Source organism: Halomonas sp. G11, assembly GCF_001663515.1.
Classification (GTDB): domain Bacteria; phylum Pseudomonadota; class Gammaproteobacteria; order Pseudomonadales; family Halomonadaceae; genus Vreelandella.
In genome coordinates this window covers 1-25466 of sequence record NZ_LYXG01000020.1, presented here as the reverse complement: position 1 = coordinate 25466, position 25466 = coordinate 1, and the positions used below count along the sequence as shown (strand labels likewise).

General features: G+C 56.2%; 23 protein-coding genes. 19 read left to right on the top strand and 4 right to left on the bottom strand.

All coding sequences use genetic code 11. The features are described 5' to 3' along the window. Position 1: 1 nt before the first annotated feature. From ADS46_RS10510 to ADS46_RS10450, 13 genes are all read left to right on the top strand, one after another. A complete protein-coding gene (locus tag ADS46_RS10510) occupies positions 2-1123 on the top strand; it encodes a beta-ketoacyl-ACP synthase III (RefSeq protein WP_066319797.1) in 1122 nt (373 codons plus the stop codon). A 67-nt stretch (positions 1124-1190) separates the two neighbouring features. Then, positions 1191-1952 (top strand): VacJ family lipoprotein, encoded by a 762-nt coding sequence (locus tag ADS46_RS10505; RefSeq protein ID WP_066319795.1) that lies wholly within the window; start codon positions 1191-1193, stop codon positions 1950-1952. 8 nt (positions 1953-1960) lie between these two features. After that, positions 1961-3151, top strand: coding sequence for a PP2C family protein-serine/threonine phosphatase (locus ADS46_RS10500; protein WP_066319793.1), 1191 nt, complete (start codon positions 1961-1963; stop codon positions 3149-3151). Then, entirely contained in the window at positions 3141-3656 is a 516-nt protein-coding gene (locus tag ADS46_RS10495) for an STAS domain-containing protein (protein ID WP_066319791.1), read from the top strand. Before ADS46_RS10500 ends, ADS46_RS10495 begins: the two co-directional genes overlap by 11 nt. Positions 3657-3814: 158 nt before the next feature. Further along, positions 3815-5008, top strand: coding sequence for a multidrug effflux MFS transporter (locus ADS46_RS10490; RefSeq protein WP_066319789.1), 1194 nt, complete (start codon positions 3815-3817; stop codon positions 5006-5008). Between the two features lie 26 nt (positions 5009-5034). Beyond that, positions 5035-5739, top strand: coding sequence for a TSUP family transporter (locus tag ADS46_RS10485; RefSeq protein ID WP_420706124.1), 705 nt, complete (start codon positions 5035-5037; stop codon positions 5737-5739). Between the two features lie 141 nt (positions 5740-5880). Further along, positions 5881-6891, top strand: coding sequence for a PstS family phosphate ABC transporter substrate-binding protein (locus ADS46_RS10480; protein ID WP_066319785.1), 1011 nt, complete (start codon positions 5881-5883; stop codon positions 6889-6891). A gap of 178 nt (positions 6892-7069) precedes the next feature. Then, complete coding sequence (gene pstC, locus ADS46_RS10475) at positions 7070-8320, top strand: phosphate ABC transporter permease subunit PstC (protein ID WP_066319783.1); 1251 nt, start codon at positions 7070-7072, stop codon at positions 8318-8320. Between the two features lie 18 nt (positions 8321-8338). Further along, positions 8339-9505, top strand: coding sequence for a phosphate ABC transporter permease PstA (pstA, locus tag ADS46_RS10470; protein WP_066319781.1), 1167 nt, complete (start codon positions 8339-8341; stop codon positions 9503-9505). A 26-nt stretch (positions 9506-9531) separates the two neighbouring features. Beyond that, positions 9532-10371: a phosphate ABC transporter ATP-binding protein PstB gene (pstB, locus tag ADS46_RS10465; protein WP_066319778.1), complete on the top strand. Its 840-nt coding sequence runs from the start codon at positions 9532-9534 to the stop codon at positions 10369-10371. Between the two features lie 132 nt (positions 10372-10503). Continuing rightward, positions 10504-11535 carry an ArsJ-associated glyceraldehyde-3-phosphate dehydrogenase gene (locus ADS46_RS10460; protein ID WP_066319775.1) on the top strand — a complete coding sequence of 344 codons (1032 nt, stop codon included), beginning with the start codon at positions 10504-10506 and terminating at the stop codon, positions 11533-11535. A 16-nt stretch (positions 11536-11551) separates the two neighbouring features. Then, on the top strand, positions 11552-12763 hold the full coding sequence (gene arsJ / locus ADS46_RS10455; RefSeq protein WP_066319818.1) for an organoarsenical effux MFS transporter ArsJ: 1212 nt from the start codon (positions 11552-11554) through the stop codon (positions 12761-12763). Between the two features lie 169 nt (positions 12764-12932). After that, positions 12933-14084: a trans-sulfuration enzyme family protein gene (locus ADS46_RS10450; protein WP_066319771.1), complete on the top strand. Its 1152-nt coding sequence runs from the start codon at positions 12933-12935 to the stop codon at positions 14082-14084. 161 nt (positions 14085-14245) lie between these two features. Here ADS46_RS10450 and arsB read toward each other — a convergent pair whose 3' ends face one another. Further along, positions 14246-15322 (bottom strand): ACR3 family arsenite efflux transporter, encoded by a 1077-nt coding sequence (gene arsB / locus ADS46_RS10445; RefSeq protein ID WP_066319769.1) that lies wholly within the window; start codon positions 15320-15322, stop codon positions 14246-14248. Between the two features lie 13 nt (positions 15323-15335). Beyond that, positions 15336-16055: an arsenical resistance protein ArsH gene (gene arsH / locus ADS46_RS10440; RefSeq protein ID WP_066319767.1), complete on the bottom strand. Its 720-nt coding sequence runs from the start codon at positions 16053-16055 to the stop codon at positions 15336-15338. A 156-nt stretch (positions 16056-16211) separates the two neighbouring features. On the opposite strand from arsH, the gene ADS46_RS10435 reads away from it, so the two are divergent. Next, a complete protein-coding gene (locus ADS46_RS10435) occupies positions 16212-16634 on the top strand; it encodes an arsenate reductase ArsC (RefSeq protein WP_066319764.1) in 423 nt (140 codons plus the stop codon). 15 nt (positions 16635-16649) lie between these two features. Continuing rightward, positions 16650-18338 (top strand): methyl-accepting chemotaxis protein, encoded by a 1689-nt coding sequence (locus tag ADS46_RS10430; RefSeq protein ID WP_082926054.1) that lies wholly within the window; start codon positions 16650-16652, stop codon positions 18336-18338. Positions 18339-18393: 55 nt separating this feature from the next. Here ADS46_RS10430 and ADS46_RS10425 read toward each other — a convergent pair whose 3' ends face one another. After that, positions 18394-19581 carry an acetyl-CoA C-acyltransferase gene (locus ADS46_RS10425; RefSeq protein WP_066319763.1) on the bottom strand — a complete coding sequence of 396 codons (1188 nt, stop codon included), beginning with the start codon at positions 19579-19581 and terminating at the stop codon, positions 18394-18396. Between the two features lie 125 nt (positions 19582-19706). Between ADS46_RS10425 and ADS46_RS10420 the strand changes: the two genes are divergently transcribed. The 4 genes from ADS46_RS10420 to ADS46_RS10405 all read left to right on the top strand — a co-directional run bounded on the left by ADS46_RS10420 (position 19707) and on the right by ADS46_RS10405 (position 24959). Next, positions 19707-20306: a TetR/AcrR family transcriptional regulator gene (locus tag ADS46_RS10420; RefSeq protein ID WP_066319760.1), complete on the top strand. Its 600-nt coding sequence runs from the start codon at positions 19707-19709 to the stop codon at positions 20304-20306. 156 nt (positions 20307-20462) lie between these two features. Then, complete coding sequence (locus ADS46_RS10415) at positions 20463-22127, top strand: AMP-binding protein (RefSeq protein WP_066319757.1); 1665 nt, start codon at positions 20463-20465, stop codon at positions 22125-22127. Positions 22128-22154: 27 nt separating this feature from the next. Beyond that, a complete protein-coding gene (locus tag ADS46_RS10410; RefSeq protein WP_066319755.1) occupies positions 22155-22922 on the top strand; it encodes an SDR family NAD(P)-dependent oxidoreductase in 768 nt (255 codons plus the stop codon). A gap of 231 nt (positions 22923-23153) precedes the next feature. Continuing rightward, the gene (locus tag ADS46_RS10405; RefSeq protein WP_066319749.1) at positions 23154-24959 is read left to right on the top strand and encodes an acyl-CoA dehydrogenase C-terminal domain-containing protein; all 1806 of its coding nucleotides are present in this window, start codon (positions 23154-23156) and stop codon (positions 24957-24959) included. 112 nt (positions 24960-25071) lie between these two features. Here ADS46_RS10405 and ADS46_RS19015 read toward each other — a convergent pair. Further along, on the bottom strand, positions 25072-25466 hold a 395-nt coding region (locus ADS46_RS19015), incomplete at its 5' end, for a hypothetical protein (protein ID WP_234346810.1).

Sequence of the window (25466 nt, the reverse complement as noted above, 5' to 3'; positions counted from 1 at the left end):
CATGACACACGTGGTGATAACCGGTACGGGGCTTTATACACCGGAACACGCCATCGATAATGCGTCCTTGGTTGCCGCATTCAACGCCTGGGTGGATCAGGAAAATGACCGCCATGCAGATGCCATTGAGCAGGGGCAGCGGGAACCGCTCGCTCACTCGAGTAGCGACTTCATTGAAAAAGCGTCAGGCATCAAGAGCCGCTACGTATTGAATGCCGAAGGTATTCTTGACCCGGCGCGTATGCGTCCCAAACTGCCTCAGCGGCAAAACGACGAGCCTTCTATCCAATGTGACATGGCGCTGAGTGCCGCGCGTGAGGCATTAGCCAATGCGAAGGTGGATGCCGGGGATATTGAGCTTGTGATCGTTGCCTGCTCCAATCTCGAGCGCGCCTATCCAGCCGTGGCGGTTGAGCTTCAGCACGCGCTTGGTGCTGGCGGCTACGGTTTCGATATGAATGTGGCCTGCAGTTCGGCGACCTTCGCGATTGAAACCGCTGCCAACGCCATTGCATCGGGCAGCGTGAAGCGCGCGTTGATCGTGAATCCTGAAATATGCTCGGCGCACCTCAATTTTACCGACCGTGACAGCCACTTTATTTTTGGTGATGCGTGTACCGCAATGGTGCTGGAAGACGCGGCGAGTGCGTCCGCCGACGAGGCCTACGAGATACTGGGGACCCGGTTGGCGACGATGTATTCCAATGCCATCCGCAACAATGCCGGGTTTTTGAATCGCGTCACCGATAGTGATCCGCTAGCGGAAGATAAGCTGTTCGTTCAGGAAGGGCGCCGCGTTTTTCGCGAGGTATGCCCGATGGTCGCGTCGATGATCGCGCAGCATTTGGCATCGCTGGAGTTAAAGGGCAGCGATTTGAAGCGCCTCTGGCTGCACCAGGCAAACCGCCACATGAACGATATGATTGCGCGCAAAGTGCTCGGTTACGACCCCAGTGCGGAGCAGGCACCGATCATTCTTGATCGCTACGCGAATACCAGCTCGGCAGGGTCTATCATCGCGTTTCATTTACACCGTGAATCGCTGGAGGCGGGTGACATTGGCGTTATCTGCTCTTTCGGTGCAGGGTACAGTGCAGGCAGTGTGGTTGTCAGGCGCCGATGAGTCGCTTGCAGATACAAAGTGCAAAACAGAGGAACGTAGTATGCCTAGGGTAGGGACATGTCATTTGATGCGGCGGCGTGTATGGGGGGGCGTCTTGGCCTCGACGATGGTGATGGCGCTTGGCGGTTGTGCCAGCACCGGTTCAACCGGTTCGGAAGCCTCGCAGGCGTCCAGTCCGGATGACCCCTGGGAAGGCTTTAACCGTAAAGTGTTTGTCTTCAATGACGTGCTTGATCGTTATGCGTTAAAACCCGTTGCCTCGGGGTATCGCACGATTACCCCTGAGCCACTACAGTTGGGAGTGGGTAATTTCTTCAGCAATCTGGGGGAGCTTCGCACCACGGTGAACAGCCTGCTCCAGGGCAAACCAGCCAATGCCGGGCGTTCGACATCACGGTTTCTGGTCAACACCACCATGGGGATTGGCGGACTCTTCGATATTGCCTCACGCATGGATATCGACTCAGACGAGGAAGACTTTGGCCAAACCCTGGCGACATGGGGATGGGAAGACTCGCGCTATCTGGTGCTGCCACTGCTCGGGCCTAGCACGCTGCGTGACACATCGGGACTGCCAGCCGATATGGCAGCCTATCCGGTCACCTACGTCGACGACGATGCGGTGCGAGCGGGGCTGACGGCACTGAATATCGTGGATACCCGAGCCGGTCTGCTGGATCAGGAAGAATTGATCCAGGGTGACCGTTACCGGTTTATTCGCGACGCCTATCTCCAGCGTCGTCAGTTTGAAATTAGCGACGGCGAACTCGGGGATGATCCGTTTTCTGCCGATGACTTTGAATTCGATGATGCCGACTTCGCCGACTGAGGCTTGCCATGGCGCATAAGCAGCTGATTGCGGTGATCGATGAGCCCGGCACCGAGCGCGATGCGCTTGCCGAGGCGATTACCTGCGATGGTATGTGGGTATATGCAGCGGATAATATTGAGCATTTACCGGCCGAAACGGCCCTGATCGTGGCCCACGCCCGTGCGGTTCCCCGTCAGCAGTGGTCGCATTTGACCCATCATTTGCCGACGGTGGTGGTGAGTGATTCGCGTCAGGATGCCGACTTGATAAAAGCGGTGGACGTTGGGCTGGTCGACTATATTGTCCACCCGCTGCGTCACGCTGAACTGCTGCGGCGGATGATCCGCAAGGCGATCGAACTGGACGTGCTTGAGAAAGCCCGTGCCCGGGATCACGAGCGATTGGCCGAGCTTAACGAAAGTCTGGAAACCCACTTGGCATTGCTGCGCATGGACCAGCAGAGCGGGGGGCACATTCAGCGTCGCCTGCTACCGCCGCGCCCCAAGGTCATCAACGGGGTTTACTATGACTACTGGTTCGCGCCATCGCTTTATTTGTCCGGGGATTTTCTCGACTACCAGCGCTACAATTCGCGTTACAGTGCCTTCTACTTTGCCGATGTATCAGGCCATGGGGCATCCTCGGCATTTGTCACGGTATTGTTAAAGTACCTTTGCAATCGTTGGCTAGGCGAATGGGATGGCATTCAGCCCGATAGACTGCCCAGCCAATGGCTGGCGGCGATGAACCGCGAGTTGCAAGGGACTGATATTGGTAAACACGCCACATTATTTGTTGGCGTTATTGACCATGAGGCGCATACTCTTCACTATTCGCTCGGGGCACAGTTACCGATGCCGTTATTAGTCTCGGGTGACCAGCTGACGCGGTTGCCGGGTGAAGGAATGCCGGTAGGACTGTTTCCCGATGTGGAGTACCCCGTTCTCAGTTGTGAACTGCCGGAAGACTTTCGGCTATGGCTGTGCTCGGATGGCGTATTGGAGTGCTTGCCGGGTGATTCGCTCGACACGCGGCTCAGGGAGCTTGAGCAACTCGTAAGCGTGAGTGCCACGCTTGAACAGCTTTGTGATCGACTGACCAACAACAACGCTCTGTTAAGCAAACAGCGTGCTGGTGATGAGGACAGCCCCGATCGTGATGCTTTGCCCGACGACCTGACAATCATGATGGTGAGCGGATTTGGTCATGCTGACTGAAGAAGGTCGCATAAAAGCGGCGTTCGACTCTGGTGTTTTTGTTTTAAAATTGTGTGGCGATGTACGCTTGACACTGTGTGCCACCCTGGACACTCAGGCTCAGCGTCTGGCGGAGACGCCCGGATTGAGTGCTGTGATGATCGACCTGCGTGAAGCGACAAACGTTGACTCCACGGCGCTCGGTTTTCTTGCCAAGGTATCCCTGGCGGTAAAAGGGCGCCTGGAACAGCCGCCAACGATCATCGTGGATAATCAGGATGTGCGCCAGATGCTCGATGTCATGGGGTTTGCGCGTTTTTTCACCTTGATGGAAGCCCCGCTTCAGCCCACGGCAGACTTGAATAGCACCTTAGAGGAATTGCCCGAAGTGCCGGCGGATGAAGAGGGCCTGCGTGAGCGCATCCTGGAAGCCCATCGTATACTTATGCGCATGAACGAGCATAACCGCGAACAGTTTCAGCCGTTGGTGGAAATGCTCGAATCCCAAGAGACAACCCACCACTGACGGTCTGGCACGCTGGCCTCAGATGCGTGTTCCCACTCCAGATATCATCTCCTTGACGGCCTTAGAGTGATCATGGCCGACAATGCAGCCTAAAAGGCATATAATTAGCGGCCTACCTTTATGCTGCCAGGGTGACTGCGGCCACCCTAAGGAGAGACATGGAACTCAATCCCCGGCGCGTCGCTATTCTGGTGGCCGCCAACACGGCCTTGGCGCCCTTCGCCATTGATGCCTATTTACCGGCCATGGCGGCCATTGCCGATACCATCAATGCGAGTATTCATCGTACCGAGCTTTCGATTAGCGTCTTCCTGTTCGGCTTTGCGCTGGGGCAGCTGTGTTTCGGCCCCATGTCTGACCGACTAGGGCGTAAGCCGGTGCTGATGAGCGGCCTGGTCGTGTTTCTGTGCGCAAGCTTGATGATTATGACCGCTGACAGCCTTACCTCTCTGCTTGCTTGGCGGTTTGTACAGGCCTTGGGTGGCGGGGCCTGCGTGGTCAATTCGGCAGCGATTGTGCGCGACTGTTTCAGCGGCCGCGAAGCCGCCAGGGTGATGTCGACCATGGCCATGATCATGATGCTCGCGCCCCTGGTCGCCCCGGCGGTGGGGAGCCTTCTGCTGCACATGGCGGACTGGTGGCTGATCTTTGTGTTTCTCGCCGTGTATGCGGGGTTTCTTCTCTGGCTGCTGGGAACAAGGCTGCCTGAAACCCGCGATATGTCGCTGCCAGCAGCGTCGCCGCGCCAGGTGATTCGCAACTATGCCAGTGTGCTGCGCCATCGCGAGGGGATGGGGTATATCTGCGCCGTGGCCGCGTCGTTCGCGGGGCTGTTCGCCTTTGTGACGGCGTCGCCGTTTCTTTACCTGGACTATTTCTCGCTGAGCCCGGGCGTGTACCCGTTCGTGTTTGGCGTCAACGTGGTCATGATCGCCGGGTCGAACCGGGTCAACATCTATCTATTGCGTAAACGCACCCCCCAGCAGAATCTACGCCTGGGGCTGGCGGTTCAACTGATCGCCGCACTGGGCCTGGTGGTCGCCACAGCGCTTGGCATTGCTTCATTGGCTGTTGTCGTCCCGCTGGTCATGTTATTTACCGGCATGATCGGCCTGATTACACCTAACGCCATTTCCTCATTGCTGGACCATTTCGGCCATATCAGTGCCACCGCCACTGCCCTGTTAGGCGGTATTCAATTTAGCTGTGGCGCCCTGGCGGGGGCCATGGTGGGTCTGTTTGAAGTCGAACACCTCTGGCCGATGGTACTGACCATGCTGGCGGCTGCTCTGTTGGGTAACGTCGGTGTGCGCCTGCTGACGCCAGCGGCAACGGATGGGCGCTCGGCATGATCGCGGACGTTGCGGCGTGGCTGGATATGTCGCCGAGCACCTGGGTGGGGTGCGCGCTGACCCTGGCATTAGGCGCCTTTGTGCAGCGTGCCACCGGCTTTGGCTTGGCGGTTATTGGGGCACCGCTGTTGTTGATGATTGAGCCGCGCCTGGTACCTGTGGTGCTGGTGCTGTTCGGGTTTACCGTGTCGTTGATGATGGTCCGCCATTACCGGCATGAGGTGCGCCTGGGGGCGCTGGCCATGGCGCTGGTGGGACGTTTGCCGGGCAATGCGTTGGGGATCTGGCTGCTGATCGCGGCGCCCATGGTGGTATTGGAAAAGTTGATTGCTGCCATCGTGCTGTTTGCGGTATTCGTCACGCTATGCCGCGTGCGGCTGCCGGTCAATCGCGTGTCGCTATTTGGCGCAGGGGTGTTCTCGGGGATTTTCGGCACTGTCGCTGCCATCGGCGGGCCGCCAATGGTGCTGCTGATGCATGGATTTGCCCCGGATCGTCTGCGCGGTAATCTGGCTGCTTTCTTTATCATCACCTCGATGCTGACACTCGCGACGCTGGCGTTGGCAGGGCAGGTGGGTTCATGGCATCTGGGCGTGGCGGCAACGCTATTGCCTGGGGTGCTGCTGGGGAATGCGCTGGCCGATGCGGTGGCGCACCGCATTGACCGGCAATGGCTTCAGGCGGCGTCCCTTGCGCTGTGTACCCTGGCCGCCGTGGGGCTTTTGTTGTAATGCATTATGGTGTTGCGAGCCGTGGTGAAAAAAATTTAAAAAAATTATTTTGTGACATTGCTTGTCATGAAGCTGTCATCGAAGCGATGCAAAGTGTGCCTTGCGAAGGCAAGATCCCTAACAGCTTCAGGAGTAATTCGCATGAACCGTATTCTCAAAACTACCGTGCTCGCAGCTGCTGTGATGAGCGTGGCAGGTGTTGCACAAGCCCGTGACCAAATCCGGATTGTTGGTTCCAGCACGGTGTATCCGTTTGCCAGCTATGTGACCGAAGAATTTGGCGCGGTTACCAACTACCCCACACCGGTGATCGAGTCTACGGGTTCAGGTGGTGGTTTGCGTCTGTTCTGTAACGGTGTTGGCGAGGGCACGCCGGACATCACCAACGCATCGCGCCGCATGAAGCCGTCCGAGTTCGAGCGTTGTGCAGAAAACGGCGTTGACAACATTACCGAAGCCAAGATCGGCTCCGACGGTATCGTATTGGGTCAGTCCAACGAAAATGACGTGGTGCCACTGACTCTCGAGCACATCTTCATGGCCGTGGCGGCACAGGTGCCCCAGGACGGCGAGTTGGTCGATAACCCCTACACCAACTGGAGCGAAATCGATTCCTCGCTGCCGGATCGCGAGATCTCCATCTACGGACCGCCCACCACCTCTGGTACGCGTGATGCTTTTGAAGAGCTGGTGATGGAAACCGCTTCCGAAGACATGGATGCGTACGGCGAAGCCTACACCGATATCCGTTCTGACGGTGTTTACATCGACGCCGGTGAGAACGACAACCTGATCGTTCAGCGTCTGCAGGAAGACACCGGCGCTTTCGGTATCTTCGGCTACTCCTTCCTTGAAGAGAACACCAATACGCTGAATGCGGCAACGATCGAGGGTGTTGAGCCGGAGCCCGAAGCCATCAGCTCTGGTGACTATCCGGTTGCCCGTTCACTGTGGTTCTACGTCAAGAACCAGCACGCTGAAGAAGTGCCGCCCATGTACGAATACGTTGATATGTTCATGTCAGAGCAGATGATCGGCGACGGTGGCTACCTTCGCGATATCGGCCTGATCGTGCTGCCGGAAGAAGAGCGTGCAGAGTGGCGCCAGCAAGTGGCAGACCGCGCTCAGTTGGAACTCTCTGATCTGCAATAAATAACAGAGATAACGCACGATAATAAGGCAATGGCCGACAGCGCAAGCTGTCGGCCTTTTGCTTTGCGATTGTCGTTGCAACTCCAGCTTGTGGATTTGGCGTTTGTCACATTGCTGTAATGTTTTTGCTGCAAAGTACTCCCCAAACCGATTTCATCAGGAACGCGAGAGAGATTAGATGCAAACCAACCAGCTATTTTTACTCTTTTGCACTGTGCTTTTGCTGCTTGGGCTAGTGGCCTTTTTTATTGGCCGCTCGAAGGCCGCTCGTGTGCGCAGCGCTGGTGGCAGCATGTTTGCACAACCCGACCAGTATGCCTGGTTTGCCGTGCTCTCCACCGCAGGCCCCGCCATATTGGTGGGTGCGGTGGGCGCGTTGATCATGCTGCTGTTGGGCGCAGACATCCCCACGTTTTATCTTCTCGCTGCAAGCCTTGTGGTTGCCGCTGCCGGGCTGGTAGTGGGAATAGCGCAAGTGCGGCCCAATTTTCACGCCCGCCAGGCGATCGAACGTGCAATTCGAATGGCGCTGGCGTCGGCGGCGTTGATTTCTATTTTTACGACCTTCGGGATTCTGTTCTCGATCATTTCCGAGGCCATTCGCTTCTTCCAGATGCATAGCTTCTGGGAGTTCATAACCGGCACGACCTGGAGCCCGGGCGACAGCTTCCTGGCAGCAGCCGGGCGCGGCGACGGTGGTGGTGCTCAGTTTGGTTCTGTACCGCTGTTTGCCGGTACCTTCATGATTACCGCTATCGCCATGCTGGTGGCGGTCCCCGTGGGGTTGCTCTCGGCGATTTACATGTCCGAGTATGCACCACAGAGAGTACGCACCGTGGCGAAGCCGGTTCTCGAGATACTGGCCGGTATTCCGACCGTCGTGTATGGCTTCTTTGCGGCCATTACCGTGGCGCCCATTATCGTCAACATTGCCGGCTTTTTCGGCCTGGATGCTTCCTATAACAATGCGCTGGCGCCCGGCATCGTCATGGGCATCATGATCATTCCGTTCATTTCCTCGCTTTCCGATGACGTGATCAATTCGGTCCCCGATACCATGCGCCAGGGATCGCTGGCGCTGGGCATGACAAAGGGTGAAACCATTCGCGACGTGGTGATCCCGGCGGCGTTACCCGGGATCATTTCCGCTTCGCTTCTGGGTGTTTCTCGCGCCATGGGGGAAACCATGATCGTGGTGATGGCGGCGGGTATGCGTCCCAACCTGACCGCCAACCCTCTGGAAGACATGACCACCGTGACCGTGCGCATCGTGGCAGCGCTGACCGGGGATCAGGAGTTTGAAAGCGCTGAAACCCTGTCTGCTTTTGCACTTGGCCTGGTGCTGTTTGCCGTCACGCTGACGCTCAACCTGGTCTCGGTGCTGATGATCCGCCGCTTCCGTGAAAAATACCGCGTGAACAACCTGTAACGCCGAGGAACTGATTCGATGAGCCACTCTTTTGATGACATCAGCCAGCAGCTCAAGCGGCGTCACCGCAAGTCCGCTCGTTTAAAGTGGATTTCCATGGGCGCACTTGGCCTGGCAGGCCTATTTCTGCTGCTGTTTTTCACCGATATGCTCAATAAAGGCCTGCCCGCCTTTCAGCAAGCGTATGTCAACACGGAAATAAACTACACCGAGGAGGCGGCCAGCGACGCACGCCAGGCCATCGCGGACGACCTGGTGCCGCTCGTCAGTCGTACCGAGATTCGAAGCATCCCGCTGCAAATGCGTAATAACGAAGATTTGCTAGGTACGTCCGAGCAGCGGTGGCTGTTGGTCAACGGCGAGGTCGACCAGTACCTCAAGGGAAATCGTAATAGTCTGAGCGAAGAAGAACGCGCGGCCATTGATGAACGTGTCGAGTCGGGACAGGTGGAGCTGGCCTTCAACCGCACCTTCTTTACCGAAGGGGACTCCAAGACCTCCGAGAGCGCCGGTATATTGGCAGCCGTCGTAGGTACCGTCATGACCATGATCGTTACCCTGGCGATTTCTTTCCCGATTGGCGTGATGACGGCGGTGTATCTGGAAGAGTTCGCGCCGGACAACCGGATTACCCAGGCGATTGAAATCAACATCAATAACCTGGCCGCGATTCCCTCGATCTTGTTTGGTTTGTTGGGGTTGGCGATTTTCATCAACTTCTTTGGCGTGCCACGGTCTTCTCCGCTGGCGGGTGGTATGACCTTGGCTCTGATGACATTGCCGGTCATCATTATCTCGACGCGTGCGGCGCTGCGTAGCGTACCGGATTCGATTCGGCATGCGGCGTTTGGCGTGGGCTGTTCGCGCTGGCAGGTGGTGCGCGATCACGTATTGCCACTGGCAATGCCGGGTATCATGACCGGTTCGATCATTGGTCTGGCGCAAGCCATGGGGGAGACGGCGCCGTTGATCATCGTGGGAATGGTGGCGTTTATCCCCGATGTGGGCGCCTCCTTTACTGAGGCAGCTACCGTGATGCCCGCGCAAATCTTTACCTGGGCCGGTGAGCCTGAGCCCGCGTTCGTGGAAAAAACCGCCGGGGGTATTCTGGTTCTTCTGGCAGTGCTCATCTCCCTCAACGCCTTCGCCGTGTTACTGCGCAAGAAATTTGAGCGTCGCTGGTAATCCAGCACGTTAAAAAGGATATCGTTATGAATAGCCAAGCACCCGTAATGTCTGAGCAAGATACGCCAAGCGTTGGTCAGCCCTATACGCGCAACGATCAAGCGTGCCATGACCTGAGTATCCGTGTCCGCGACCTGAACCTCTGGTACGGCAAGAACCAGGCGCTAAAAAACCTCAATATCGACCTGTTCCAGAAAAACGTGACGGCCCTTATCGGGCCTTCCGGCTGCGGCAAGTCCACGTTCCTGCGCTGCCTGAACCGTATGAACGACCTGATTCCCAGCGTGCGCACCGAAGGGCTGGTGGAAATGGATGGCCACGATGTCAACGCGTCCAAAATGGACGAAGTGGCACTGCGTCGGCGCGTGGGGATGGTATTTCAGAAGCCCAACCCGTTTCCCAAGTCGATCTTTGAAAACGTGGCCTACGCGCCGCGCATGCACGATATGGTCAGCCGTAAAGCCGAACAGGACGAGCTGGTTGAAAAAGCGCTGCGTGATGCAGGCCTCTGGGAAGAGGTGAAAGACAAGCTTCAGGAGCCGGGCACGTCGCTCTCCGGTGGTCAGCAGCAGCGGTTGTGCATTGCCCGGGCAATTGCCGTGCAGCCCGACGTCATCTTGATGGATGAGCCGACATCGGCCCTTGACCCGATTTCCACGGCGACCATCGAGGACCTGATGGACCGCCTGAAAGAGAAATTCACCATCGTGACGGTCACGCACAATATGCAGCAGGCGGCGCGAGTGGCTGACTACACGGCGTTTTTCCATCTGGGGGAAATCATCGAGTACAACGACACCAAGGTAATGTTCTCAACTCCCGCCAAGAAAAAAACCGAAGATTATATCTCCGGACGCTATGGCTAAGTAACACTCATTTCTCAGGCCCACCGCCACTGCGGTGGGCCTGTTAAAGGGTGTGTTTTTTTAACACTATATATATGATTTTCCGTATATGAGTATTATGCTTTTATGCGGCAAATAGCTTAGGAGGCCTCCATGGCACTACGTATCGGTATCAACGGGTTCGGCCGCATTGGCCGACTCACGCTGCGAAGTCTGTGGCTACGGGTAGAAGCGGGTGAAGTGGAACTGGCCCACATTAACGACCCAGGCGGTGATGCAGCGACCTTCGCCCACCTGCTCGAGTTTGATTCCGTGCATGGCCACTGGTCACCGGGCGCAGGGATATCCGCTAACCAGGAGGCCATCGTGATCGACGGCGATGCGATCGCATTCAGCGCCAACAAGCAGATCATGGAGAGCGACTGGTCAGGCTGCGAGGTGGTCATAGAGTGTTCGGGCGTGATGAAAAATACCGCTCAGCTTCAGCCGTATTTTGATCAGGATGTTGCCCGGGTGGTGGTGAGTGCGCCTCTGAAAGACGAAGATGCCTTGAACGTGGTTGTCGGCGTCAATGACCATCTCTTTGATCCCATTCAGCACAAGGTTGTCACTGCCGCCAGTTGTACCACCAACTGCCTGGCACCGGTGGTAAAGGTTATCCAGGAAAGCTTCGGAATCCGCCATGGCTCCATGACCACGGTGCACGACATCACCAATACACAGACGATTCTGGATGCCCCGCACAAGGACCTGCGGCGTGCCCGCGCATGCGGTATGAGCTTGATTCCCACCACGACCGGTTCTGCTAAAGCCATTACGGCGATCTTTCCTGAGCTGGAAGGCAAACTTAATGGCCATGCCGTGCGCGTGCCGTTGGTCAACGCGTCCCTCACCGATATGGTCTTCGAGCTGGAGCGCGAGGTCACCGTCGAGGAAGTCAATCAGGCATTGAAGCATGCCGCTGAAGGCCCGCTTGTCGGCATTCTGGGCTACGAAGAACGCCCGCTGGTGTCGATCGATTACCGCACTGACCCGCGCAGCTCGATTATCGATGCGCTTTCCACCATGGTGATCAACGGTACACAGCTCAAACTCTACGCCTGGTACGATAACGAGTGGGGCTATGCCAACCGTACCGCCGAGCTGGCCCTGAAGGTAGGTGGCGAGCAGGTGGAACGTGGCTGAATCTGCGTTGTTGAAGATGCGGGCCCGTGTAAAGGCACTGCCGTTTGAAGTGCGCCAGTACATGCTGATAACGGGCAATTACTGGGCCTTCACGATTACCGATGGCGCGCTGCGCATGCTGGTGGTGATGCACTTCCACCAGCTGGGCTACTCGCCGTTGGAAATTGCCATGCTGTTTCTGTTCTATGAAGCCTTTGGCGTAGTGACGAATCTGGTCGGCGGTTGGCTGGGCGCGCGCCTGGGCCTCAATCGCACCATGAATGTCGGGCTTGGGCTACAGATTATTGCGCTCGCCATGTTGATGGTGCCTGCAAGCTTGCTGACCGTCGCCTGGGTCATGGCGGCTCAGGCGCTTTCCGGGATCGCCAAAGACCTCAACAAGATGAGCGCCAAAAGTGCTGTGAAAGTGCTGGTGCCTAAAGAGAGTGCCAACGCCAATAGCTCGCTTTATCGCTGGGTCGCCATGCTGACCGGCTCTAAGAATGCCCTGAAAGGTTTGGGCTTTTTCGTCGGCGGGCTGCTGCTGACGTTGATTGGCTTTCGCGGTGCCGTGGTGGCCATGGCCGTCATGTTGGGCGTGGTGCTGCTGCTCTCCCTATGGCGCTTGAGGGCTGATCTGGGGCGGCAAAAGGTAAAACCCAAGTTTTCCGAAATCTTCTCGAAATCACGTGCCATCAACGTGCTGTCAGCGGCGCGGTTCTGTCTGTTCGCATCGCGGGATGTGTGGTTTGTGGTGGCGCTACCGGTGTTTTTATATGACCAGCATGGCTGGACCCACTGGACAGTGGGCGGCTTGCTGGCGGTATGGATTATTGGTTACGGCGGTGTGCAAACCCAGGCACCCAAGCTCACGCGGCTGATCAAGGGCGATGCGCGCGCCCTTACCGCAGGCTGGGCAGCGGCACTGGCAGTGCTTGCCATTGTGTTGGCCATGCTGCCCCTGGCGCAGGTCGGTTGGCTGGTCGTTGGCTTACTGGCGTTTGGCGTGCTGTTTGCGATCAACTCCAGTTGGCACAGCTATCTGATTGTGCATTACGCACGTGCCGACGGCGTTTCCATGGACGTCGGTTTTTACTATATGGCCAACGCTATGGGGCGCTTGGTGGGAACGCTGCTATCCGGCTGGCTGTATATGGCCTATGGACTGAGTGCCTGCCTCTGGGTCGCCGCTGCGCTGGTGGCTTCCAGCGCTTTGATGGCGTTGGCGTTGCCTAAAACAGTCGCATGATCCGTTTGTCGGTATGTTTTTAGCACTGTTGTGCATTCTTGTGCCGCGATTACAGGGATGAGCTGTCTATAAAAGGTTGGCGTAATTTACACCTTTTGATTGTTGCGAACTTGATGGTTTTCTTATATACGCTATATTTCTCATTAAGATTAATTGACCGAGAATTTATATGACAAAACGTTCTTTTTCGCCGCAATCACTCCTTGCCCAAGGCGGTAGCCATCCTGAGTTTGAACATGGAGTAATCATCCCACCGGTATATACATCAACGACCTATTTGCGTGATGAAGATAATCAATACCGCAGTGGGCATGTTTACTCCCGAGCCGACAACCCAACTTACCGACCTGCAGAAAGACTTTTGGCAGAGTTGGAAAATGCTGTTGATGCCCGTTTATTTTCCTCTGGTATGGCGGCTGCAACGACCGTTTTTCAATCATTAAGGCCCGGTGATTCCGTCATTGCTCCTAAAGTGATGTATTGGTCTTTGCGGAAATGGCTGCAGACCTTTGGTGTGGATGCCGGGTTGAACGTTCGTTTTGTGGATACCACAAACTTGGACGAATTACGTGTCGCCATTGATGAAAAAACACCCACTCTTATTTGGTTGGAAACACCAGGTAACCCGCTTTGGACAATTACTGATATTGCAGCAGTAGCCAATTTAGCTAAAGCATGCGGTGCCATGCTAGCAGTCGACTCTACTGTTGCTACGCCGTTGCTGACAAAACCATTAAACCTTGGCGCTGATATTGTTATGCATTCGGCCACCAAATACCTTAACGGCCACTCTGATGTTATTTCCGGCGTATTGGCTGCACGTGAGGACAATGCCTTCTGGCAACGTCTGGTTGCCGTTCGTGCGCAATCGGGGGTGGTTCCAGGACCACAAGACGCTGCACAGTTACTACGGGGAATGCGAACCTTGTTTTTAAGGGTGCGAGAAAGCTGTCAAAGTGCGCTATATATTGCTGAACAGTTAGAGAAGCATCCGCAGGTCATTGAAGTATTATATCCAGGCCTTAAAAGCTTTTCCGGTCACAATTTGGCTAAAAAGCAAATGAGGAATGGTTTCGGCGGTATGTTGTCTATTCGTATGGCTGGGGGAGAAAAAGCGGCTATAGCCGTTGCCGCTAAAACTCAGCTTTGGTGTCGTGCTACCTCATTAGGCGGTGTAGAAAGTTTGATTGAGCACCGTGCAAGTATAGAAGGTCCTGACACACCGGTTCCGCTGGACTTACTGCGCTTATCGGTCGGTATTGAGAACGCTGATGATCTGCTGACCGATTTGCAGCAAGCCATCGACAGCGCTCACGCTTAAATTTGGCGCCAGCGGGTCAATAACCTCAGCCATGGTATGCGGTAACGATGAAAGCAAACGCTCCCAGGCCTTTGCCTTTGCTACCGAGCCGGGGAGAACGGTGAACTGGTGCGGGTTGAACCCATAAATACCAAGTAGTGAGCTATAGCGTTTGCTGCCGATTAATGAGCGTCTGCCAGATAATGATGGCGCGTCTTATTGGCGATTCTTACCAGGGCCAGCATCAACGGCACTTCGACCAATACACCGACGACCGTTGCCAGTGCCGCGCCTGACTGCATGCCAAACAGCGCAATGGCGGCCGCGACCGCGAGTTCAAAAAAGTTGCTGGCGCCAATCATCGCGCCGGGAGCGGCAATGTTGTGGGGGACACGCCAGGCTTTCGCCCAACCGTAGGCGATAAAGAAGATCAGGAAGGTCTGAATAATCAGCGGAATGGCAATGAGCACAATATGCAGCGGATTGTTCAGAATCACCTCGCCCTGGAAGGCAAACAGCAGCACCAGGGTAATGATCAAGCCAATCGGGGTGATCGGGCCAACGCGCTTCATGAAGACATTGTCGTACCACTCGGCACCGTGTTTTTTAATCAAGCTCTGCCTCGTGATGTAGCCTGCTGCCAGGGGAATCACGATATACAGCACGACCGATAGGGCGACGGTGTTCCAGGGCACCTGAATATTGGAGACCCCCAGCAGGAAGACCACGATGGGGGCAAACGCGAACAGCATGATCAGGTCGTTGAGAGCTACCTGCACCAGGGTATAAGCCGCGTCCCCTCGGGTAAGGTAGCTCCATACAAACACCATGGCGGTACACGGTGCGGCGCCCAGCAGAATGGCACCCGCCAGATACTGGCTGGCCAGCGCTTCAGGGATAAATGGCTGAAAGATCACCATGAAAAACAGCCACGCAATGGCAAACATGGAGAAGGGCTTGATCAGCCAATTGACGGCCGTGGTGATGGTTAGCCCTTTGGGTTGGCGACGAACTCCGGCGATGGCGGTGAAGTCAATTTGTGCCATCATGGGGAAAATCATGGCCCAGATTAATACCGCGATAGGGATGGAGACCTGTGCTACCTCAAGGCGTGAAAGCGCTTCCGGTATCACCGGGGCGAGCTGCCCGAGCAAGATGCCTGCCACAATGGCAAGAGCGACCCATACCGAGAGAAAGCGCTCGAATAAACCCATGCCCTCGGTGGTGGAGGGAGATGACGTATCCTGCTTCATTGACATGAAAAGCTCCTGATCAAATGGCCCGCTTGTTAACCCGCTTGGAGAGTTCTTCGGCGCTTTCCTTGCGCTCTGAATAACGGTCGGTGAGCAGCGCACTGCGGTCCCGCACGAGTAGCGTAAACTTCACCAGTTCTTCCATGACATCCACGATACGGTCGTAGAAAGGGGAGGCTTTCATACGGTCGTTATCATCAAACTCCATGAAGGCTTTGGGCACTGATGACTGGTTGGGGATCGTCAGCATGCGCATCCAGCGGCCCAGAATACGCAGCTGGTTGACGGTGTTGAAGGACTGCGAGCCGCCGCATACCTGCATTACCGCCAATGTCTTGCCCTGGGTCGGACGCACGCCACCCAATGCAAGCGGGATCCAGTCAATCTGCGCTTTCATGATGCCGGTCATCGCGCCGTGGCGTTCGGGAGAGCACCACACCATGCCTTCTGACCATTGGGCCAGATGGCGCAGCTCTTCAACTTTGAAGTGGCTGGCGTCCTCGGTATCCGGCAGCGGCAATCCTCTGGGGTCAAAAATTCTTGTTTCAGCGCCCAGGGCGTCGAGCAGGCGAGCGGCTTCCTCCGTTGCCAAACGGCTAAACGAACGTTCACGGAGGGAGCCATAAAGCAGCAGAATCTTGGGTGCTTGGGTATTACCTGCCGTTAGACCCAGGCCCTCGAGGTTGGGTACTTCAAAGAGGTTCGCGTCCAAGTTGGGTAAATCGTCCAGCGGGGTCATGTGAGCGGCTTCCTTATCGATGTCGCGTCGAAACGCACTCCCTTTATGATATATGTTTTTCCGTATATTTCTACCGGCCTCGCTACCGCTGCAACAATGTCGTCATGATTGCTGCGTAATGTGTTGCTAAATCACTAGATAAGAGGTCGTTTATTTATGTCAAAGCGTCGCGTGCTATTCCTGTGTAACGCCAATTCGGCACGTTCGCTAATGGGCGAAGTGCTGCTTCGTCATATGGCCGGTGACCGCTTTGATGCGTTCAGCGCGGGCACTGAGCCGGATGAACCCCATGCACTGACGCTTGAAGCGCTCGCCAAGCAGGGGCTTTCCATTGAAGGGCTGCACAGCAAGTCATTGGATGAGTTTGAAAACGAAAGCTTTGATTACGTCATTGTGCTGTGTGACAAAGCCCAGCAGGCTTGCCGTGAATGGCAAGGGGCGGCGGGTGAAAAGCTGTTTTGGGATATTCGCGACCCGCGTTTGATTAGCAAGCTGGACGCTTACGAACAGGCACTTCAAGAGATTCGGCGCCGTATGCAGCTATGGCTCTTGCTACCCGAGTCCCAAAAACAACTGTGAATGAGGCGGGTCGTGATGAAGCTTGTTAATCACCTAAGCGTCAAAATGAGCTGGATGCTGGTTTTGGCGGCGTTTAGCGGTTTGATTCTCCTTATCGGAGCACTTGGATTATTTGCCAACCAGTTTGGGCGGGATGCCTTCACGTCAGTACATCAGCGCGATATGGCACAAATCAGTGAGCTCAACAGCGCTTATAGTGAGTTGCTGCGTGCTCGTATCCAGATGAATCGTGCCGCGGAGCTCATTCGAACCCCGTCTTTTGATCGTCCCGAGCCGTTGCTGGAAGAGGCACACCAGTTGCTTGAATCGGCGAAAGCGCATTTTTCACAATTTACATCGAGTCATATTGCGCCGAGCCAACAGCCCCTGGTTGATCAGTTAACAAATGATTTTCAATCCTTTGTTAACAACAATCTCAGCCTGCAAATGATGATGCTTGATGAGCGTGATGTGTCCGGCTTTCTGTCGGGTGAGTCGCGGGTGGATGAGAGCAGTCAGCATTTTGTAGAAAGTGTCGAAGCTTTTTTCGAAGCATCCGCTCAACGGGGTAATGGATTGTTGGCACGCTTCGATCAAGTGTCTTCATTGCTCTTCTGGGGCGTGGTAGCGGTACTCATCGCGGCGCTGGTAGTCGTGGGCTTTGTCGTTTGGGGCGTGCGCAGGAACGTGCTTGGTCCTTTAAAAAATATCAGAGGGCACTTCCAGCGCATTGCCAAGGGTGACCTGTCTGCTCCAGTAAACGCGCATTCGAACAATGAGATTGGTCAACTGTTCAGCGAGCTTGCCAGCATGCAGGACTCACTGACAGCGACGGTCAACCGCCTTGCCGCCAGCAGTCAGCAGGTATATAGCAACAGCCAGGAGATGACAGAACAGAATGAACGATTGACCAGCCAAACGGATACGCAAGTCTCTGCATTGCAGCAAATTGCGGCGAGTCTGGAGCAGCTAACCGCGACGGTTAATCAAAACGCGGAAAACGCTGACCATGTCAGTCAGTCGACAACAGATGTCTCCCAGAAAGCAAAAGAGGGTGACGAAGTCATTTCCCAGCTTGTCGCGACGATGGAAGCCATCAATGCTCACTCCGAAGAGATTCAAAGCATCATCAAGATGATAGAAAGCATTGCTTTTCAGACCAACATCCTGGCGCTGAATGCCTCCGTAGAAGCGGCGCGTGCCGGTGAGCACGGGCGCGGGTTCGCGGTGGTTGCCAGTGAGGTGCGTGCCTTGGCAACGCGTAGTGCTAATGCGGCCAGTGAGATCAGAACACGTATCGAGGCATCAAGTAATAGTGTTCAGCAAGGTAGCGTACTATCCCAACAGGCCGGTGAGCGAACACGCGCTATCATGCATGCCGCCAGCTACGTAGATGGGTTAATGACGCAAATAGCGCATGCGTCCGAGGAGCAGCGGCGAGGGATTGAAGAAGTCAATCAAGCGGTTGGGGATATCGAAACCACCACGCAAGATACCATGCGACTGGTCAATAAAGCGGCTCAGTATTCATCAGAGCTGTCAGAAGAAGCGTCGCAAATGCGCGAATACGCCGGCCAGTTCAAGGTGACCGGCGAGATAGTGACGTCGGATGTGGAAAAAGAGACGCCAATGCCTCATCCACAAGAGGAAGATTCGAGGGCGCTTAGCGATTCATCAAGTGGCCGGGATCGGGTTCCGTCACACGAAGTGTTGGCGCTGAACTAGGAGACTGGGGTCCCCAGCGCAGCGAAATTCCCATGCGCTGGGGGCTTGCGGGCAGTTAATCCATCAACTCGACCGCGACGGCTGTGGCTTCGCCGCCGCCGATGCACAGGCTTGCAATACCGCGCTTGCCGCCTTTGGTGCGCAGCGCGTGGATTAGCGTCGCGATAATGCGTGAGCCGGTAGAGCCGATCGGGTGGCCCTGGGCGCAGGCGCCGCCAAAGACGTTGACCTTGTCGTGGGGGAGGCCCAGGTCATCCATCGCCATCAGCGTCACCACGGCAAAGGCCTCGTTGATTTCAAATAGATCAACGTCCTCAACGCGCCAATCCAGCTTTTTCATCAACTTTTCAATCGCCCCCACCGGGGCAATTGTGAACTCGCTCGGGTGGCGTGAGTGGGTGGTGTGTCCCAGCATGCGTGCCAGCGGTTTAAGGCCGTGCTGATCTGCCGCTGCCTGACTCGCCAGGATAAGTGCCGACGCGCCGTCCGATATCGAACTTGAGTTGGCAGCAGTAATGGTGCCCTCTTTGGCAAAGGCAGGGCGCAACTGGCGGATTTTATCCAGTTTGGCCTGAAAGGGCTGCTCGTCATGTTCAACCAGGGCCTCGCCATGGCGCGAGCTGACGGTGACGGCGGCCATTTCGGCATCTAAGTGTCCCGCATTGGTAGCCGCCATGGCGCGCTCGAGGGAGGCGATGGCAAAATCGTCAAGCCGCTCGCGGGTGTAGCCACGCTGAGACGCGACATCCTGGGCGAAGACACCCATCAGCTTGCCGGTCTCTGCATCTTCCAGGCCATCCAGGAACATGTGATCTTTCAGCTCTCCGTGGCCTAACCGATAACCGCTGCGCGCCTTGGTGAGCACATGGGGAGCGTTGGACATGGACTCCATGCCGCCAGCGAGGATGACATCGCCGCTGTCTGCCTTGATCAGGTCGTGGGCCAGCATGGCGGCTTTCATTCCCGAGCCACACAGCTTGTTAATAGTGGTGGCGCCGTTGGCATCGGGGATACCTGCCTGGCGCATGGCTTGTCGCGCCGGGCCCTGTTTAACGCCAGCGGGCAGTACACAGCCCATGATGCCTTCTTCGATTGTCGCGGGGTCGATACCGGCACGCTCAATCGCGGCGCGGATGGCAATCGCACCCAGCTCGGGAGCACTCATGCTCGACAGGCTGCCCATCATGCCGCCCATCGGGGTGCGTGTTGCCGACAGAAACACGATGTCTTTAGCGTTACTCATGGTGTTCTCCATTAAGGTTATTGTGATTATCTCGCTGAGAGGTGCGCTATGCGTTGACCCGTTGCCGGTGCTGTGGTCTTCTCCGAGGTAACCAAGCAAGCGCTAGTGTGAACGACATGAATGTAATGAATGCATCTCCTCGTCGCAAGGAATTAACACGCCTCGCGGCTCAGCTATTTGTCCAGGAAGGCTTCGACCGTACCACGGTGCGCATGCTGGCGCAGGAAATGGGGATCAAGTCCGGTAGCCTGTTCCACCATTTTAAAGATAAACAGGAAATCCTGGCGGCTGTGATTGAAGAAGGCACTCACAATGCGCTGTTGATTGCGCGTCGGGCGCTCGATGACTGCGAAGATGACCCCGAAGCGCGTCTGCGTGCGATGGCGCGAGCACACCTCGAAACACTGTTTACCGATCGCAATGCCCACGTGGTCGCACTGTTTGAATGGCGAAGGCTAGCGCCTGCGGCAAGTGCCCATCTGAGCCATCTTCGCGATGCGTACGAAGCGCTGTGGGTGGCGGTGATCGATGATGCCTTGGCAGCAGGGCTGATTCACGGGGATCGCTTCCTTGTCTCCCGCTTTGTACTGGGCGCGTTAAACTGGACGGTACGCTGGTACGACCCGGATGGCCCCAGAACACCGGATGACCTGGCCGATGAACTGGTCGCGATGATCATGGCCCGTCAGAGTGAACAGGGTGATTCCCTGGCCGCTCACGACTAACGTATAACCAGTAAATGCTTCGACTCGCTTGCGCTTCTTCGTGTTTGCTTTTAGCGTGGTTTTATTCAAAGGGTTCCGTTAACGTAAACTGATAATAACAATGTCGGCACCTGCGTAACCCGATGCTCACTACCAACAATACCCAAGAGAGCCATCATGACTGCGACATCACGCCCCAATTACTCGGATTACCTTGATTCGTTTTCCATCGGAGACGTCATCGCCAAACTTGACGATCATCAGGATGGTTATTTAAACGCCTTTGAGGCGTGTTGTGGGCGTCATGTCCGTGCTGGCAGGGGCGAGGTGTTGGCTCTGGTGCAGGAGGATCTGGAAGGCGCCACGCACACGCTTAGCTATAAAGAGCTCGATCAGCAGAGCGCCAAGCTGGCGGGCTGGTTTCAATCTCAAGGACTCGGCGAGGGGGATCGCATTGCGTGTATGCTCCCCCGTTCGCTGGCGCTTCTGGTAGCCGTGGTGGCGACCTGGCGTATTGGCGCGGTCTACCAGCCGCTATTCACTGCCTTTGGCCCAGATGCAGTGGATTATCGGTTGGGGCGGGCTGACTCCAGACTCGTCATTACCGATCATGCGAACCGCTACAAGTTTGATGGCTTGGGCCAGTGCCCACCCGTACTGGCCGTCGGTGGGCCGACTCGGGAGCACCCCGACGACCATGATTGGCAAACGGCGTTGACGCATACGTCAATGAGCGGCGAGCCGCCCCGCCTGTCCGCGGAGAAACCTTTCCTGCAGATGTTTACTTCCGGGACGGTGGGCAAGCCAAAGGGCGTTGCCGTGCCGCTTTCCGGTATGACGGCATTTGCTCTCTACATGGAGTTGGCGGTCGACCTTCGCGCGGAGGATCGCTTCTGGAACATGGCCGACCCCGGCTGGGCGTACGGGCTTTACTATGCGATTGCAGGCCCATTGCTTCTGGGGGTCACGACCCACTTCTGCGAAGCAGGGTTCAGTGCCGAAGGGGCGCTTGAGTTCATGAAGCGCCACCGCATTACCAACTTCGCCGCAGCACCAACGGCCTATCGGCTGATGAAGGCGTCAGGCCTTTTCGACGACGCCCATCAAACGCTTGAGTTACGTGCCGCCAGTTCGGCAGGCGAACCGCTCAATACCGAAGTAGTGTCATGGGTGGAGACGTCATTGGGCTGTTCGGTGATGGACCACTATGGACAAACCGAAACCGGGATGACGTGCAATAACCACCATGCCCTGAATCACCCCAAGCATGTCGGTGGCATGGGGGTGCCCATGCCAGGGTACCGGCTGGCGATTCTGGACGCCGAGTATAACGAGCTCCCGCCTGGCGAGCCCGGTGTTCTGGCCGTGGATATCGAGCAGTCCCCCGCGCACTTTTTTCAGGGCTACACCTGGCAGGAAAAAGATCCTTTCGTGCAGGGGTATTACCTGACGGGCGATGTGGTGATTCGCAACGAAGACGGGTCGTTTCAGTTTGCTGGCCGTGATGACGATATCATCACGACATCCGGTTACCGGGTGGGCCCGACCGATGTCGAAAACAGCGTCATGGCACACCCTGCTGTGGCGGAGTCGGCCGCGGTTGGCCAGCCGGATGAGATTCGGGGCGAAGTGATCAAGTCGTACATTGTGTTGCGTGATGGCTACGAGGCAAGCGAAGCCCTGGCGGATGAAATTCGTCAGCAGGTGCGAGACCGTTTGTCGGCCCACGCATTTCCCCGGGTCATCGAATTTGTCGACGAACTGCCCAAGACACCGAGCGGCAAAATTCAGCGCTTCAAATTGCGCGCTCAAGCAGCAGAAGACGTCAACTTGAGCCAATAACGACTTTCATGACAGGGAAACACGACCATGCAGGTGAAGGATCATACGTTTTTAATCACCGGCGCTGCTTCAGGCTTAGGCGCTGCGACAGCAGAACGCTTAGTGGCTGCCGGTGCTCGTGTCGTCTTGTGCGACCTCAGCGACAGTGTCCAGTCCCATGCAGAGCAGTTGGGGGAAGACGCGCGTGCATGCCTGGCAGATATCACGTCCCAAGAGCAGATGCAGCAGGCAGTCGATACCGCCGTCGCATTGGGCGGCGAGCACGGGCTCTCGGGTGTCATTCACTGCGCAGGCGTTGTCAGTGTTGCCAAGCTGGTTGACCGTGAGGGCAACCCCGCTGACCTGGAAAGCTATACCCAAACGATCAATATCAATCTCGTCGGTACCTTCAATGTCATGCGCCTGGCGGCGGCCGCGATGGCCAAAAACACGCCGAATGAGACCGGCGAGCGGGGGGTGATCATCAATACGGCGTCCATAGCGGCATTTGACGGGCAGGTGGGGCAGTGTGCATACAGTGCCTCCAAAGCGGGTGTTGTGGGTATGAGCCTGCCTGCTGCACGGGAGCTTTCGCGTCATGCCGTTCGCGTCATGGCCATTGCCCCCGGCGTGTTCGAAACCCCCATGATGAGCGAAATACCTGACGAAGCCGCCCAGGCGCTGGCCGCTGCCGTTCCTTTCCCTAAACGGTTGGGCAAACCAGAAGAGTTTGCCCAGTTGGCAGAGCAAATTATTACGAACCCGATGTTGAACGGAGAAGTGATCCGGCTGGACGGTGGTATTCGAATGCAGTAAATGTCCTATTCATCCGCTATTAGATAGCCTGTCGGCGTTCTCGTCGACAGGCTTTATTTTTTTGAGGCATGACAGACCCGTTGGGCGACCAAAGTGGTAGCGATTTGGGCGTCTAAATTAAAACGACTGCTTGACTACTGGGTGGGCTCGCGCTAATTTTCAAACACGTGTTTGAAAGCCGTTTTCTTAAGACGTTTGTTGCTTTCAGCCCCCTGTTTTAGGAGAAGTGCCATGCCCAGCTACCAGGCCCCCTTGCGTGACATGCGTTTCGTCATGGACGAAATGTTTGACTACCCCGCCCATTACGCTTCGCTGCCCAACGGTGAAGACGCCTCTCCCGATGTGGTGAGCGCTATTCTGGAAGAGGGCGCACGCTTTGCCCGTGATGTGCTGTTGCCCCTTAACCAGAGCGGCGATGAAGAAGGGTGCCTGTTAGAGGGCGGCGAGGTAAAAGCGCCCAAGGGATTCAAAGAAGCCTATCAACAGTATGTTGAAGGCGGCTGGCCAAGCCTGGCTGCCGACCCCGAGCAGGGTGGTCAGGGCTTGCCGCCCTCGCTTGCCATGATGCTCTCGGAAATGATCTGCGCGACGAACCTGGCGTGGGGCATGTACCCGGGGCTTTCGCATGGTGCGGCCGACGCGCTACGCCATCACGGTACCGAAGAGCAGAAGGCGGCCTATCTCACCAAGCTGGTTGAAGGCGTCTGGACGGGGACCATGTGCCTTACCGAGCCGCACTGCGGCACTGACCTCGGCCTGATCAAGACCCGTGCGGTTCCCGCTTCGGGCGATGCGTACTCGATTACCGGCACCAAGATTTTTATTTCGGCAGGTGAGCATAACCTTGCCGAGAACATCGTGCACCTGGTGCTGGCAAAGCTCCCCGATGCCCCCGAAGGCTCCAAGGGCATTTCACTGTTTGTCGTACCCAAATTCCTGCCGAATGCCGAAGGCAATCCCGGCGAACGCAATGGCGTCACCTGTGGTTCGCTAGAGCACAAGATGGGCATTCACGGTAACGCCACCTGCGTGATGAACTTCGACGGCGCAACCGGCTACCTGGTGGGGCCTCCCAACAAGGGGCTGGCGTGCATGTTTACCATGATGAATGCGGCACGTCTCGGCGTCGGTATCCAGGGGCTGGGGTTGATCGAAGCCAGTTTTCAAAACTCGCTCAGCTACGCCCGCGACCGGCTGCAGATGCGCGGCCGGTCAGGTAAGCAGGCCCCTGAAAAGCCGGCGGATCCGATCATCGTTCATCCCGATGTGCGCCGTATGCTGCTTACCCAGAAAGCCTTCGCTGAAGGTGGACGAATGTTGGTGCTTTATACCGCGCAAATGCTCGATGTGGTGGAGCATGGTGAGCCGGGTGAAGCACGAGATCACGCTGAAACGCTGCTTGGCTTGCTAACACCTATTGTTAAAGCCTTCCTGACCGAAGTTGGTTTTGAAAGCACTAATGAGGGCGTGCAGATCTACGGTGGTCATGGCTTCATTAAAGAGTGGGGCATGGAGCAGTTGGTTCGTGATGCGCGGATTACCCGTCTTTATGAAGGCACGACCGGTATTCAGGCGCTCGACCTGCTGGGCCGTAAAGTGCTCATGAGCCAGGGTGAGTCGTTGAAGGTGTTCACCAAGGAGATTCACAAGTTCTGCAAGGCAGAAGCCGACAATCCTGACCTCAAAGAGTTTGTCGAGCCGCTTTCCAAGCTGAATGCCGAATGGGGCGAGCTGACCATGGGCGTTGGTATGAAGGCCATGCAGGACCGCGAAGAAGTCGGGGCGGCAAGCGTTGATTACCTTATGTATTCCGGCTACGTCACCCTCGCCTACTTATTTGCTCGGGCTGCCAAGCAGGCATCGGCTTCACTAACCGGCGAAGACAAGGCTTTCTATGCCGCGAAGTTGAACACTGCGCGTTTCTATTACCAGCGGTTGTTACCGCGCACCAAGGCGCACGCGCAAATGATCCAGGCGGGTGCGGGCAGCCTGATGGCGATGTCCAGTGAGGACTTTGGTCTGGGGTTTGAAATCTGATTAACGGTTAGCGTGGCCGCAGGCCGCGAACGGGCACTCTCTGGTCAGGCGTTCTGATCGGTGGTTTGCGGCAGGCCTGGTTCTTTGAATCAGACCTGTCGCCTTTTTATTTTTAACACCCACTTGCCAACCCGGCAGTGAAATCGTAAAGTACGCATCCGCTGCCGGGGACGCAGGGCGTTGCCAGCGGTGGTTGAGGTGTAAAACCTTGGTTTGTCAGCAGGTTAGGCAAAGAGTTGGAAGGAAGCGCAAGACGAACATTTCCTTTGCTTCTGCCAATCAGCCGTTGACAAATACTTCGAAGTGCGTAGAATACGCCTTCCTCGCTTAGCAGCGGCCGCGTCATGTTGTTTACGGCCCGCAAGCGAACGCTCTTTAATAATGTGATCAGGTAATTCATGTGGGCGCTTGCCGATGAGGGTGATAAATCACCAAATATCAAGGCAAGCGACTCGTCCAAGGTCTTCGGATCTTGAGAGAACGTTTGAAAACCTTGAGCCAAGTTTG

What these genes read in the sequence shown, in the direction of transcription:
- ADS46_RS10510 (WP_066319797.1), top strand. Translation starts at nt 2, where the DNA reads ATGACACACGTGGTGATAACCGGTACGGGGCTTTATACACCGGAACAC.
- ADS46_RS10505 (WP_066319795.1), top strand. Translation starts at nt 1,191, where the DNA reads ATGCGGCGGCGTGTATGGGGGGGCGTCTTGGCCTCGACGATGGTGATG.
- ADS46_RS10500 (WP_066319793.1), top strand. Translation starts at nt 1,961, where the DNA reads ATGGCGCATAAGCAGCTGATTGCGGTGATCGATGAGCCCGGCACCGAG.
- ADS46_RS10495 (WP_066319791.1), top strand. Translation starts at nt 3,141, where the DNA reads ATGCTGACTGAAGAAGGTCGCATAAAAGCGGCGTTCGACTCTGGTGTT.
- ADS46_RS10490 (WP_066319789.1), top strand. Translation starts at nt 3,815, where the DNA reads ATGGAACTCAATCCCCGGCGCGTCGCTATTCTGGTGGCCGCCAACACG.
- ADS46_RS10485 (WP_420706124.1), top strand. Translation starts at nt 5,035, where the DNA reads ATGTCGCCGAGCACCTGGGTGGGGTGCGCGCTGACCCTGGCATTAGGC.
- ADS46_RS10480 (WP_066319785.1), top strand. Translation starts at nt 5,881, where the DNA reads ATGAACCGTATTCTCAAAACTACCGTGCTCGCAGCTGCTGTGATGAGC.
- pstC (WP_066319783.1), top strand. Translation starts at nt 7,070, where the DNA reads ATGCAAACCAACCAGCTATTTTTACTCTTTTGCACTGTGCTTTTGCTG.
- pstA (WP_066319781.1), top strand. Translation starts at nt 8,339, where the DNA reads ATGAGCCACTCTTTTGATGACATCAGCCAGCAGCTCAAGCGGCGTCAC.
- pstB (WP_066319778.1), top strand. Translation starts at nt 9,532, where the DNA reads ATGAATAGCCAAGCACCCGTAATGTCTGAGCAAGATACGCCAAGCGTT.
- ADS46_RS10460 (WP_066319775.1), top strand. Translation starts at nt 10,504, where the DNA reads ATGGCACTACGTATCGGTATCAACGGGTTCGGCCGCATTGGCCGACTC.
- arsJ (WP_066319818.1), top strand. Translation starts at nt 11,552, where the DNA reads ATGCGGGCCCGTGTAAAGGCACTGCCGTTTGAAGTGCGCCAGTACATG.
- ADS46_RS10450 (WP_066319771.1), top strand. Translation starts at nt 12,933, where the DNA reads ATGACAAAACGTTCTTTTTCGCCGCAATCACTCCTTGCCCAAGGCGGT.
- arsB (WP_066319769.1), bottom strand. Translation starts at nt 15,322, where the DNA reads ATGTCAATGAAGCAGGATACGTCATCTCCCTCCACCACCGAGGGCATG.
- arsH (WP_066319767.1), bottom strand. Translation starts at nt 16,055, where the DNA reads ATGACCCCGCTGGACGATTTACCCAACTTGGACGCGAACCTCTTTGAA.
- ADS46_RS10435 (WP_066319764.1), top strand. Translation starts at nt 16,212, where the DNA reads ATGTCAAAGCGTCGCGTGCTATTCCTGTGTAACGCCAATTCGGCACGT.
- ADS46_RS10430 (WP_082926054.1), top strand. Translation starts at nt 16,650, where the DNA reads ATGAAGCTTGTTAATCACCTAAGCGTCAAAATGAGCTGGATGCTGGTT.
- ADS46_RS10425 (WP_066319763.1), bottom strand. Translation starts at nt 19,581, where the DNA reads ATGAGTAACGCTAAAGACATCGTGTTTCTGTCGGCAACACGCACCCCG.
- ADS46_RS10420 (WP_066319760.1), top strand. Translation starts at nt 19,707, where the DNA reads ATGAATGCATCTCCTCGTCGCAAGGAATTAACACGCCTCGCGGCTCAG.
- ADS46_RS10415 (WP_066319757.1), top strand. Translation starts at nt 20,463, where the DNA reads ATGACTGCGACATCACGCCCCAATTACTCGGATTACCTTGATTCGTTT.
- ADS46_RS10410 (WP_066319755.1), top strand. Translation starts at nt 22,155, where the DNA reads ATGCAGGTGAAGGATCATACGTTTTTAATCACCGGCGCTGCTTCAGGC.
- ADS46_RS10405 (WP_066319749.1), top strand. Translation starts at nt 23,154, where the DNA reads ATGCCCAGCTACCAGGCCCCCTTGCGTGACATGCGTTTCGTCATGGAC.